This window comes from Pseudomonadota bacterium (assembly GCA_016195085.1).
Taxonomy (GTDB): domain Bacteria; phylum Pseudomonadota; class Alphaproteobacteria; order SHVZ01; family SHVZ01; genus JACQAG01.
This window is the reverse complement of record JACQAG010000039.1, coordinates 181,965-194,073: the sequence shown is the minus strand read 5'-3', so window position 1 is coordinate 194,073 and position 12,109 is coordinate 181,965. Positions and strand designations below refer to the sequence as shown.

The 12,109-nt window shown below is 66.1% G+C and carries 12 protein-coding genes; 5 read left to right on the top strand and 7 right to left on the bottom strand.

Features of this window, described 5'->3' with window-relative positions:
- Positions 1-243: 243 nt before the first annotated feature.
- The 3 genes from HY058_12570 to HY058_12560 form a co-directional block, all read right to left on the bottom strand.
- Positions 244-669 carry a heme-binding protein gene (locus HY058_12570; protein MBI3498131.1) on the bottom strand — a complete coding sequence of 142 codons (426 nt, stop codon included), beginning with the start codon at positions 667-669 and terminating at the stop codon, positions 244-246.
- Positions 670-1,027: 358 nt separating this feature from the next.
- A complete protein-coding gene (locus HY058_12565; GenBank protein MBI3498130.1) occupies positions 1,028-2,074 on the bottom strand; it encodes a D-2-hydroxyacid dehydrogenase in 1,047 nt (348 codons plus the stop codon).
- A gap of 10 nt (positions 2,075-2,084) precedes the next feature.
- On the bottom strand, positions 2,085-2,846 hold the full coding sequence (locus tag HY058_12560; protein ID MBI3498129.1) for a gamma-glutamylcyclotransferase: 762 nt from the start codon (positions 2,844-2,846) through the stop codon (positions 2,085-2,087).
- 257 nt (positions 2,847-3,103) lie between these two features.
- On the opposite strand from HY058_12560, the gene HY058_12555 reads away from it, so the two are divergent.
- The 5 genes from HY058_12555 (at position 3,104) to HY058_12535 (ending at position 8,324) form a co-directional block, all read left to right on the top strand.
- Positions 3,104-4,189 (top strand): ABC transporter ATP-binding protein, encoded by a 1,086-nt coding sequence (locus HY058_12555; GenBank protein MBI3498128.1) that lies wholly within the window; start codon positions 3,104-3,106, stop codon positions 4,187-4,189.
- A gap of 30 nt (positions 4,190-4,219) precedes the next feature.
- Positions 4,220-5,512 (top strand): ABC transporter substrate-binding protein, encoded by a 1,293-nt coding sequence (locus HY058_12550; GenBank protein ID MBI3498127.1) that lies wholly within the window; start codon positions 4,220-4,222, stop codon positions 5,510-5,512.
- Positions 5,513-5,741: 229 nt separating this feature from the next.
- Positions 5,742-6,617 (top strand): sugar ABC transporter permease, encoded by an 876-nt coding sequence (locus HY058_12545; GenBank protein ID MBI3498126.1) that lies wholly within the window; start codon positions 5,742-5,744, stop codon positions 6,615-6,617.
- A complete protein-coding gene (locus HY058_12540; GenBank protein ID MBI3498125.1) occupies positions 6,614-7,441 on the top strand; it encodes a carbohydrate ABC transporter permease in 828 nt (275 codons plus the stop codon). The genes HY058_12545 and HY058_12540 overlap by 4 nt, the downstream gene beginning before the upstream one ends.
- 88 nt (positions 7,442-7,529) lie before the next feature.
- Entirely contained in the window at positions 7,530-8,324 is a 795-nt protein-coding gene (locus HY058_12535) for a carbonic anhydrase (GenBank protein MBI3498124.1), read from the top strand.
- A 140-nt stretch (positions 8,325-8,464) separates the two neighbouring features.
- Here the strand turns inward: HY058_12535 and HY058_12530 are convergent, their stop codons facing one another.
- The 4 genes from HY058_12530 to ggt all read right to left on the bottom strand — a co-directional run bounded on the left by HY058_12530 (position 8,465) and on the right by ggt (position 12,046).
- Positions 8,465-8,881 (bottom strand): putative toxin-antitoxin system toxin component, PIN family, encoded by a 417-nt coding sequence (locus tag HY058_12530; protein MBI3498123.1) that lies wholly within the window; start codon positions 8,879-8,881, stop codon positions 8,465-8,467.
- Between the two features lies 1 nt (position 8,882).
- Positions 8,883-9,122 carry a ribbon-helix-helix protein, CopG family gene (locus tag HY058_12525; GenBank protein MBI3498122.1) on the bottom strand — a complete coding sequence of 80 codons (240 nt, stop codon included), beginning with the start codon at positions 9,120-9,122 and terminating at the stop codon, positions 8,883-8,885.
- Positions 9,123-9,220: 98 nt separating this feature from the next.
- On the bottom strand, positions 9,221-10,387 hold the full coding sequence (locus HY058_12520; protein ID MBI3498121.1) for a mandelate racemase/muconate lactonizing enzyme family protein: 1,167 nt from the start codon (positions 10,385-10,387) through the stop codon (positions 9,221-9,223).
- 78 nt (positions 10,388-10,465) lie between these two features.
- A complete protein-coding gene (ggt, locus tag HY058_12515; protein MBI3498120.1) occupies positions 10,466-12,046 on the bottom strand; it encodes a gamma-glutamyltransferase in 1,581 nt (526 codons plus the stop codon).
- Positions 12,047-12,109: the final 63 nt, after the last annotated feature.

The following is a 12,109-nucleotide window of genomic DNA, read 5'->3' as shown; positions in this document are numbered from 1 at the left end:
TCTGAGTCTCGACAACCAGAAGGTACCCGGCAATCGCAGGGTTTGCCGGGCATGCGCCTGCGACCAATCGACTCATTCCACGGACACCCGTGCGGGGTCCGGGAGAGGGGCTAACAGCTCGACCTCTTCCTCCCTCTCCCGCCCGGGGAGGGTTGGGGAGGGGGTGGTTTCCACCCCCTCCCAAAGTCCACACCCCGCGGGAGAGGGCCGGGGTGAGGGACTTCTTTTTGCAGATTTTCCTTGTCAGGCGGCGCCGGTCTCTGCCGTGAGGCCTGCCGCGCGGATGCCGGCGACGGCGCATTCCTCGTCCTTGTCCGAGGTATCGCCGGTGACCCCGACGGCGCCCAAGAGGCGGCCCGAGCCATTGCGCACGAGCACGCCGCCCGCCGCCGGCACCACGCGGCCGCCGGACATCGCCTGGAGGGCGGCAAAGAATTGCGGGCCCTTGGCCGCGCGCTCGGCCAAGGCACGGCTCGGAAAGCCCATGCCAAGGGCACCCCAGGCCTTGCCGATGGCGATGTTCTCGCGAATGATGCCGGAGCCGTCCTCGCGCTTGATCGCTTTCATATGCCCGCCGGCATCGAGCACGGCCACGGTCAGGGGCGCCAGCGCCAGTTCCCGCGCGCGGGCGAGCGCCACATCGACGATGACCGAGGCGGCGGCCAGCATGAGATCGAGCGGCTCGCCGCCGGACAGCCCAGGCCGCTCGGTCACCTCCTGATTGATGTGGAACACGCGGCCCTTGAACAGCGGCATGATCTCCTGGAGCTTGGCGCGAACCGCGGGCCGCGCGTCGGAGGCGAGTGCGGCCTTGAGATCGGCCAGGCTGGCATAGGCCATCTCGAAGACCTGGTAGATCGACGGCCCGTTGTCCTCGATCTCGCGGCCGCGGAGGATCCGCACCTTGAGGAGCTTGGGAAAGCGCTGCAGCAGCGGCAGCACCTCGCCGTCGATGAACCCATCGAAGCGGGCGCGGTCGGCCGCCGCCACCTCGCCCTCGAAGAATGCCGAGCGCAGATGCATCGGCCTAATAGCCCAAGGCGAGGTCGACGACGTTGTTGAGGCTGCGCCCCGCCACATAGCGCCTGACATTGCCGAAGAAGATGTCGAGGCAGCGGGCGACATAGGTGGTGGCGTCGTCGACGCCGCAATGAGGGCTGATGATGAGGTTCGGCGTCGACCACAAAGGCGAGCTCGCCGGCAGCGGCTCCTCCGGAAACACGTCCAAGACCGCCCCGGAGAGCTCGCCCTTTGCCAGCTTGTCGCGGAGCGCCTCATAGTCGATCACCGCGGCGCGGCCGAGATTGACGATGCCGGCATGGCGCGGCAAGAGGTCGAGCTCGTTGCGTCCAAGAAGGCCGCGAGTCTCCCCGGTCAAGGGCAAGGCGCCCACGACGAAGTCGGCTTTCGGCAAGATCTTCGGCAGATCCTTCGGGCGATACATGCGCTCGACGGATTTGTGCGGCCGCCCGTTGCGGCTGACACCCAAAACGCGCATGCCGAACTTCTTCGCCAGCCCTGCCGCCACCGAGCCGATGGCGCCGACACCGAGGATGATCACGGTCTTGCCGACCACCGTGGTGGCGAAGGCTTGATCCCATTTCGCCTGCTTCTGGGCGGTGACGAAGTGGGGTACGCGGTGATTCAGCATGAGGATGCCGGTCATCCCGTATTCGCCGCCCTTGGGCCCATGCACGCCGCTGGCGTTGGTGAGGATCACGCCCGGCGGCACCTTGGGGGCGAGCTTCTCCACGCCGGCGCTGGTCGACTGGATCCATTTGAGCTTGGGCGCGCGTGCCGCCAGATTGCCGGTCTCGAATTTGCTGCCGAGCAGGACCTCCGCCCGGCCGAACGAGCGCTCCTGCTCCTCCGGGCCCATGGCATAGGTGATCGAAAGATGCTTGAGCAATCCCGGGAACGCCTTGGCCGCGGCGGCGATGCGCTGAGGCGTCACGCGATAGACCTCGGCCTCCTCGCCGCTGTTCGCCACCAGGACCTCGATCTTGGCCGAGCCGGCGCCCGCCTTCATCCGCTTTGGGGTCTTCTGCTTTGCGGTCTTTCGCGTCGCTGCCATCTTTGTTCTCCTATGACCGGCCCGGTTTCTTCTTGGCGGTATCGCTCTGGTGCCGGCTCGGTGCCATCTCGGGGATGGGCACGGGCTCGCTGCATTCCCAAGGCTTGCCGGCGGCCTTCAGGCGCTCGACGACGCGCTGGCGCAGGCGCCGCATCGGGCGGTCGGCGATGCCGAGGGCATCCAGGTGCGTCACCGTATTCAAGAGATAGTCGGCGCAGGGCCCGAGATGGCCGGCAGCCTCGGCGATGGTTTCGATCACCGTTGCTTCCGGCAAGAGTCCGGCATAGCGCGGATGCGCGTGATTGATGACGAAGGCGATGGCGGCGAGCCTGCCGGCGTCGGTTGCCACCTCGATCCAGCGCGGCGCGTAGGCGCCGCTCACCATCTCGCGCCGCCAGACGATATCGAGCTCGCTCTCGACCGCGCCGGCGGCGACGCGGAAGCAGACGCCGCGGCAGGCGCCGCCGCGGTCGAGACCGAGCGTCAGCCCCGGGCGCTCCGGCGTGCCGCGCCCGAGATGGGTCCACAGGCAGAAGCGGCGGTGGAAGCCGTGGATGGTGCCCACCCGGCGCTCGGCGAAATGGAACGCCGGATTCCAGATGAGCGAGCCATAGCCGAACAGCCAGACATCGCCCGCTTCCGGCCGCCGGGCCAGCGTGGCGGCGATCGATTGCCGGAGTTCGGCCTCGCTCAGCATCTGGATGGCGGCACCGGACTCCGCCACCATGCGCTGGATATAGCCCTCGCGGATGCTTTCGCGGGTGAGCGCCATCGCCGAGGGATCCTAATGTGAGCTCAAGGGAAACGCTTGCGGGTGTCCGAGCTACGGACAGGGAGAAAGGTCTAGGCTCTTGGAAAGCCAGGCTAAGAGCCGCACGAGCCCAGCGTCAAGCCAAGCGGCCCGCCGGCGCCCTGGTTTTCCTATGAGCGTGGGCTTTGCGCATCATGGAGCTGTCATGCAATCCTGCTAGTCGGGAAGGCACGAAATCCCCGGCAACGACCGGGTCATGGTTTGGGGCAGCAAGGTCTGTGCACACGGTAGCGCTCAGCGGCGTCTCCAAGCTCTGGGGCGAGTCCAGGGCTGTGGATAACGTCAGCTTCACCGCCGAGACCGGGCAGCTCCTGGTGCTGCTGGGGCCGTCGGGCTGCGGCAAGTCGACGACGCTGCGCCTCATTGCCGGACTGGAGAGCGTGAGCGCCGGCAGCGTGCGGATCGGCGGGCTCGACGTGACCCAGCTGCCGCCGGCCAAGCGGCGAATCGCCATGGTGTTCCAATCCTACGCCCTGTTCCCGCATTTGAGCGTGGCGGAGAACATCCTCTTCGGCTTGCGCGTGCGCAAGGTGCCGCGGGCCGAGGCGGACCGGCGGCTGGCGCGGGTGGCCGAGCTGCTCGGGCTTTCCTCGCTCCTCCTGCGCCGGCCCTCGGAGATCTCCGGCGGGCAGCAGCAGCGGGTCGCCCTCGGCCGGGCGATCATCGCCGAGGCGCCGGTCTGCCTCATGGACGAGCCGCTGTCGAACCTCGACGCGCAGCTCCGCGGCGAGATGCGCCGCGAGATCCGCCAGCTCCAGCAGAAGCTCGGCATGACCATGGTCTACGTGACCCACGATCAGACCGAGGCGATGAGCATGGCCGATCGGGTGATCCTCATGCGCGAGGGTCGGATCGAGCAGAATGCCGTGCCGGCCGAGCTTTACACCAGGCCGGAGTCGATCTTCGTCGCCCGCTTCATCGGCACCCCGCCGATGAACATCGTGGCGCTCGCCGATGGCGACGGCGGGGCGGTCATCCGCGGCAGCGCGGGCCCCTGCCTCTTCGCCGGACAGGGCGAGGGCCTGGCCCTGGGCCTGCGGCCGGAGGACATCGCCATCGCTGGAGACATAGGCTTGCCGGCCCGCGTCGCTGCGATCGAATATCTCGGCGCCGATTCCATCGTGACCGCCGAAGTCGGCGAGGAGCGGCTGCTGATCCGGGCGCCGGGCGCGATGGTGCTGCATCCGGGACAACCGATCTCGCTCGATTGGCCCGCCGCCGCCATGCATGTCTTCGAGCGTGCCAGCGGCCGCCGCCAGGACGCGGCGCTGGCCTCGCCGGAGCCGGTCTACGCCGCCGAGTGATCCCCGAGGAAACCAGAAGGAGAGGATTGAATGAGCCGACTTCTCAAACACGCGCTCGGCCAGGCCATGCTCATGGCCGCGCTGGCGTTGACGCCGCTGCCGGCGAAGGCCGTGACCGAGCTGCAGTTCTACTACCCCGTGTCGATCGGCGGCCCGATCACCAAGCTGATCGATGCGCTCGCCGCCGATTTCGAGAAGGCGAATCCCGACATCAAGGTGAAGCCGATCTATTCCGGCAGCTATGCCGACACCATCACCAAGGTCTTGACCGCGATCAAGGGCGGGGACGCGCCGCAGCTCTCGGTCATTCTCTCGACCGACATGTTCACCCTCATCGACGAGGACGCGATCGTGCCGTTCGACGACATCGCCAAGTCGGCCGAGGACAAGGCGTGGATCAACGGCTTCTTTCCGGCTTTCATGGCGAACAGCCAGACCGGCGGCAAGACCTGGGGCATCCCGTTCCAGCGCTCGACCATCGTCATGTACTGGAACAAGGACGCCTTCAAGGCCGCCGGCCTCGATCCGGAGAAGGCGCCCGCAACCTGGGCGGAATTGGCCGACTACGCGGCCAAGCTCACCAAGCGCGATGCCGCCGGCAACGTCACGCAATGGGGGCTAGAGATCCCCTCATCGGGCTTCACCTATTGGCTGTTCCAAGGGCTTGCCAGCGAGAACAACGGCGTGCTCGCGAATCCGGCCGGCACCGAGACCTATTTCGACAAGCCGGAGGTGATCGGGGCGCTTCAGTACTGGATGGATCTGGTGCAGAAGCACAAGGTGCATCCGCCGGGCATCGTCGAATGGGGCACCACGCCCAAGGATTTCTTCGAGCGCAAGACGGCGATCATCTGGACCACCACCGGCAATCTGACAAACGTCAAGACCAACGCCTCCTTCCCCTTCGGCGTCGGCATGCTGCCGGCCGAGAAGCGTCGGGGCTCGCCCACCGGCGGCGGCAATTTCTACGTCTTCAAGAAGTCGACGCCGGCGCAGCAGGCAGCGGCACTCACCTTCATCAAATGGGTGACGCAGCCGGAGCGCGCGGCGCAATGGGGCATCGACACGGGCTATGTCGCGGTCAGGCCGGAGGCCTGGGACACGCCGGCCTTGAAGGCCTATGTGGCGAGCTTCCCGCCCGCCGCGGTCGCCCGCGATCAGCTGCAATATGCCGTTGCCGAGTTCGCGACCCACGACAATCAGCGGGTCATGCAGCTCTTCAGCGACAATCTGCAGGCGGCCTTGACCGGCACCAAGACCGCCGAGCAAGCCATGAAGGATGCCCAACGCGACGCCGAGCGCATCCTGAAGGCGTTCCGCTGAACGCATTGGCGGATCCGACGACCATTGGGTCCTACCCCCTCGCCCGTGTCACGGGAGAGGGTTGGGGTGAGGGACGCGCGGCTTCAGCGCGTGGTGGCGAAGCCACCAACCCTCACCCTCCCATTGCTGCGCAATGGGCCCCTCCCTCTCCCACCTGCGGCGGGAGAGGGGCATTTGCGGCAATCGCGTTTGCATCGGCGGCGTTTGTATCGGCAGCCGGGACCGCATGATGCACCGCGCCAGCGTTCACATCTATGGCTGGCTGTTGCTTTTGCCGGCGGCGGTGCTGCTCGCTGCTTTCACCCACTATCCGGCGATCGCCACCTTGGTGCACAGCCTTTACTCCACACCAAGGGGCAATCGGCCGGAGCGCTACGTCGGGCTCGATCACTTTGCCGATATGCTGGAAGACCCGATCTTCTGGCAGTCCTTCCACAACAACATCATCTTCGCGCTCGGCACCATCCCGGCCTCGATCGCCTTGGCCCTCCTGATGGCGCTTTGGGTCAATGGCAAGATCGCCGGCCGCGGCGCCTTGCGCATGTCCTACTTCACGCCGACCGTGCTGCCGATGATCGCGGTCGCCAATATCTGGCTGTTCTTCTACACGCCGGACTACGGCCTCCTCGACCAGTTCCTGAAGCCGCTGACCGGCACGGCGCACAATTGGCTGGGCACCCGCTCGACCGCGTTGGGCGCGCTCATGGCGGTGACGGTGTGGAAGGAAGCGGGCTTCTTCATGATCTTCTACCTGGCCGCCCTCCAGCAGATCCCGCCCAACCTCATCGAGGCGGCGGCGCTGGAAGGTGCGGACCGCGTCACCATCTTCCGCCGCGTCACCTTTCCCCTGCTGATGCCGACGACCTTGTTCGTGCTGGTTAATGCCGTCATCAACTCCTTCCGCCTGGTCGACCATGTCGTGGTGATGACGAGGGGCGGCCCCGACAACGCGACCTCGCTCCTGCTCTTCTATATCTACCAGGTCGCCTTCCGCTATCTCGACACCGGCTACGGCGCCGCCCTGACCGTGGTGCTGCTCGCCATCCTCGCGGTTCTGGCGCTGGGCCAATTCTTCACCCTCGATCGCCGCGTGCACTACCGATGACCGGCATCGTTCAGGAGCGCGGTCTCGCCCACGCGTTCGAGACGCTGGGCGCCTGGCTCTTGGCGCTCATCTGGGCATTGCCGCTGGTCTATGCCGTGTGGACCGCCTTCCACCCCGGGCAGTACGCCGCCCATTTCGATCTCTCAGCACCGCTCACCTTGGAGAATTTCGCCAACGCCTGGGAGGCGGCACCCTTCGCGCGCTACTTCCTCAATAGCTTCCTATTGGTGACCAGCGTGCTCGCGGGCCAGCTGGTGCTCTGCACCTTGGCGGCCTATGCCTTCGCCCGCTTCGCCTTCTTCGGCCGTGAGGTGATGTTCGCGCTGGTCCTGGTGCAGCTCATGATCATGCCGGACGTGCTCATCGTCGAGAACTACCGCACCATGCGCTGGCTTGGCCTGGTCGACACCGTGCTCGCCATCGGGCTTCCCTATATGGCGTCGGCCTTCGGCATCTTCCTCTTGCGCCAGACCTTCAAGACCGTGCCGACGGAGCTGGACGAAGCGGCAAGGGTGGAAGGTGCTTCGTTCCTCGGGCTCCTATGGCGCGTCTATGTGCCCTTGGCGAAGCCGGTCTACATCGCCTATGGCTTGGTGTCGGTCAGCTACCATTGGAACAACTTCCTCTGGCCGCTGATCATCACCAATTCGGTCACCACCAGGCCGGTCACCGTCGGGCTCTCGGTCTTCGCCATGGTCGACCAGGGCATCGACTGGTCGATCATCACCGCAGCCACGCTGCTCACCGCGGCACCGCTGCTCATCGCCTTCCTGTTGTTCCAGCGGCAATTCGTGCAGAGCTTCATGCGCGCCGGGATCAGGTGAGCCGGCGCCGAAATTGGATGCTACCGACCAGGACGGCAATCGCTATAATCGCGTCCGCTGTGCTGATTTTGTAAGGAGGCATGCCGACATGCTTGCTTCACATAGCTTCGACGCGTTTCCGCCAAATACCTGCCGGTGCCATCCCGGCGGGGCGCATCGGCGCTGTGAAGCAGCGGCCGTCATTGCCGGTCGCCAGGCGTCCGATTGCCATCCGTCGCGGCGCCACTTCCTGCGGACGAGCTTGGCGGGTGCCGCGGCGGGCGCACTCGCCGGCGTAGGAATTGGCCTTTTCCCGCGTGCCGCGCAGGCGCAGAACAACATCAGCCCCGATGCAGCACTTCAACAATTGATGGACGGCAATCAGCGCTTCGCCGAGCATCGCTTGACCTCGTTCGAGGAGGATCTCGCCCTGCTGAAGCAGATGAGCGTCGAGGGTCAGGCGCCTTTCGCTTCGGTGCTCTCCTGCGCCGATTCCCGGGTGCCGGTCGAGCTCGTTTTCGACCAAACCATCGGCCGCCTCTTCGTTGCCCGCGTCGCCGGCAACATCGCGACCGCAGAGCTGATCGCCAGCCTGGAATACGGCGCCGCCGTGCTCGGTAGCAAGGCGATCGTGGTCATGGGCCACAGCAGCTGCGGCGCGGTGAAGGCGACCATCTCGGGAAAGCCCGTCCCTGGACAGATCAGCGTGCTCTACCGCTACATCCGGCCGGCGGTGGATCAGGCCGGCACCGATCTCGAGGCGGTGAGCAAGGCGAATGCCAAGATCCAGGCACGGCTGCTGCGGGAGTCCTCGCCGGTGCTGGCCGAGCTCATCAAGAAGAAGCAGCTGAAGGTGGTCGCGGCCTACTACGACGTAGCCACCGGCAAGGTGGCTTGGCTCTAGGACGCTAGCTTCCTCATCACTGTCCAGAGATCGGCCTTGAGCTCGAAGCGGATGCCGGGCGCACCGGGCAGGCTGACGCGGCTGTCCTCGACGGCGTAGCAGTCGGCGAAGCCGCCGAATAGGGTGAACACGTCGGCGATTCAGGTTCGACGCAACTTCATTTCGACGTCCAGGAACTGGCGCAGGCTCGTGATCCGAATGTCACGGAAACATCCAAGCCTGAGGAGATGGCGATCACCCGTTACGATCAACGCTGCCCCAGCCGCATGAGCGCATTCGAGGATCCGATTGTCAGGTTCGTCCTCGGTCAAGATATCAATAACCTCGACTGGCTCGATGATCACCGCGAAATCGCCGATGGCCTGTATCGCTTCGCGGGAGCGCGAGCCTGTCCAACGGAATTTGCGCCGCAGAACGCCTTCGATCTCCTCCAGGATGGCTCGCGAGATGAAGATCTCGATGACACTCGTGCGACCCAGCGCCAGCACCTCATCGGCGGTGCCGGCGAAGTTTAGGGCGGAGATATACACATTGGTGTCGGCGACGATCCGAAGCACGTCAACGGCCGCGACGGAAATCCCGTACGGTGCGCTCCACGCCGGCTTCGGTCAGTCCAGCCTTGCGTGCCCGACTTGCGCCATAGTGTTGCAGTCCGCGCCACCTTCGTTCCTCGACATAGCGGCGGAAGGCCTCGCGGAACAGCTCGCTCTTCGTCCGCCCTTCTTGCTTGGCGACGAGCTCGGCTTCACGGAGCATGTCCGGCGGAAGCGATAGAGAGACGATCTTCGTGGTGCGCATGCAGCCTCCGGCTAATACTAAGTATTACCCAACCAGGGCATCGTCAAGGTCTTTGCCGGCGAGCCTTCGGTGAGCAAGGCGCGGGGACGCCCTGATGCTCACCCCTCCGCCAGCTTCCGCATCACCGCCCAAAGATCGGCCTTGAGCTCGAAACCGACCCCGGGCGCATCGGGCAGGCGGACGCGGCTGTCCTCGACCGCGTAGCCGTCGGCGAAGCCGCCGAAGGGGGCGAACACGTCGGGATAGGATTCATTGCCGCCGAGCCCCAAGCCGACGGCGATGTTGAGGGCGAATTGGTGGCCGCCATGGGGCACGCAGCGCCTTGGCGACCAGCCATTCGCCTCCAGCACGTCGAGCGTGCGGAGATACTCGACGAGACCGTAGGAGAGGGCGGGATCGAATTGCAGCATGTCGCGGTCCGGCCTGAGCCCGCCATGGCGGAGAAGGTTGCGGGCATCTTGATGGGAGAACAGGTTTTCGCCGGTGGCGAGCGGGCCTAGATAGCGGGTGGCCAAGGTCGCGTGCAGCAGATAGTCCAAGGGATCGACCGGCTCCTCGTACCAGCGGAGCCCATATGGGGCGAGAGCGTCGGCATAGCGGATGGCCTCGTCCAGCTCGAAGCGGCCATTGGCATCGACGCAGAGCTTGTCGCCGGAACCAACGAGCTTGATGACGGCTTCGATGCGCCGCCGGTCCTCGTCCAAATCGGCGCCGCCGATCTTGATCTTGACCGTGCTGTAGCCGCGCTCGAGATAGCTCTTCATCTCGCGCACCAGCTCGTCCGTGCCCTTGCCCGGATAATAGTAGCCGCCGGCGGCATAGACCCAGGCGGTCGCATCCGCCTTGCCGCCGCGATAGCGCTCGGCCAAGAGCCGCCACAGCGGTAGGCCGGCGGCCTTGGCCACGGCATCCCAGAGCGCCATGTCGAGGACGCCGACCGCGACCGAGCGCTCGCCATGGCCGCCGGGCTTCTCGTTCGCCATCATCCGATCCCACGTCTTCACCGGATCGATGAGCCCGTTGGCATCGAGAAGCGTGTCGGGCTTGGCGGCCATGAGGCGCGGGATGAAACGCTCGCGCAGGAGCCCGCTCACCGCGTAACGGCCATTGGAGTTGAAGCCGAAGCCGACGACCGGCTTGCCGTCGCGCGTCTGGTCGGTCACCACCGCCACCACGCTCGCCGTCATCTGGCTGAAATCGATATAGGCGTTGCGGATGGCGGAGCGGATCGGCACGACGATGTCGCGCACGGCGAGGATTCTCATGCGTGCGGCCACCCCCCGCCCCCCTTGCGGGGGCGGGTTAGGGTGGGGGGAAGAACAAGCGCCATTGCCTGGCGGCGTCTAATACCCCATGGCGCAGCCGTCTTTGCGCGGCTCGGAGCCGGCGCAGAGCGTGCCGGCCTGATGGTCGATCCAGATCGCCTGGCCGCCGCCCACGGGATCCTCCAGCCGCCTGACGTCATGGCCGCGCTTGGCCAGATCCTGGGCGACGGGCTCGCTGATCGGCTGCTCGAGCCGAAGCTCGCCCTCATAGGCGAAGCTCCTGGGAGCCGCCAGCGCCGATTGCGGATCCATGTCGTGGTCGATCATGTTGGTCAAAAGCGTGGTGTGGCCGGTCGGCTGATAATGCCCGCCCATCACGCCGAAGGGCATGACCGCGCGGCCGTCCTTCACCAGCATGCCCGGAATGATGGTGTGGAAGGGACGCTTCCTGGGCGCGATCGCGGCCGGGTGGCCTTCCTCGAGGCGGAAGCCGCAGCCGCGGTTCTGCAGCATGACGCCGCTCTTCGGCGCCAAGATGCCCGAGCCGAAGCCGGCAAAGAGCGAGTTGATGAAGGAGACGGCGTTGCGGTCCTTGTCGACGACGCAGAGATAGGTGGTGTCGGCATGTTCGACGGCTTCGAGCGCCGCCGGATCGCCGGCCCGGTCCAGGCGAATGCCCTTGCGGATCGAGCCCGCCTCCTGGCTCGACAGCAACCGCTCGACCGGCACCTCGACGAAGTCCGGGTCGCCGATGAGGGTGTCGCGGCGCAGATAGGCGGCCTTGGCGACCTCGGACAGGAGATGGATGCGATCGGCCTCGGAATAGCGGGCCGAGCCGTATTCGTAGCCCTGGAGCGCGTTCAGCATGATGAGCGCGGTGATGCCCTGGCCATTGGGCGGAATCTCATAGACGTCGTAGCCGCGATAGTTGGTGTGGATCGGCTCGACATAGTCCGGATGGTTCAGGGCCAGGTCATCGAGGCTGTGCAGCCCGCCCAGCTCGTTCAACCGATCGACGATGTCCTTGGCGACCACACCCCGGTAGAAGCCGTCGCGGCCGTGCTTGGCCACCAGCTTCAAGGTCTCGGCCAGCTCCGGCTGGCGGTGCTTGGAGCCGATCTTGGGTGCCACGCCGCCGTTCAGCATACGCTTTGCCGCATGCTTGTCGGCGGCGAGCTTGGGCGTGAGCTTGATCCAGTCGTAGCCGACCTTGGGGGTGACGATGAAGCCCTCCGCGGCCGCCTTGATCGCCGGCTGCAACAGCTCGGCCCAGGGCTTGGTGCCATGATCGGCGTGGAGCCGCGCCCAGGCATCGATGGCGCCGGGCACGGTTACCGCATGGGGTGTCTGCACCGCGATCTGCTTGATGCCCTGCTTCTGGTACCACTCCAGGGTGGCTTTGGCCGGCGCGCGGCCCGAGCCGTTGAGGCCGATCGGCAAGCCGGCTTTCGGCGAGTAGAGGACGAAGCAATCGCCGCCGATCCCGGTCGAGGCCGGCTCGATGACGCAGAGTGCCGCGATGGCGGCGATCGCCGCATCGACGGCATTGCCGCCCGAGCGCAGCACGTCGAGCGCGATCAGGCTCGCCTGGGGATGCGCGGTGGCGGCGACGCCGCCCTCGGCATAGACGGGGGACCGGCCAGTGAAGAAGTTGCGCACGCGCATCGTTTCTCTCCCATGGACGCCGGCCGATGCCGGCATCGCCTCGTTCGCTCGGATGGG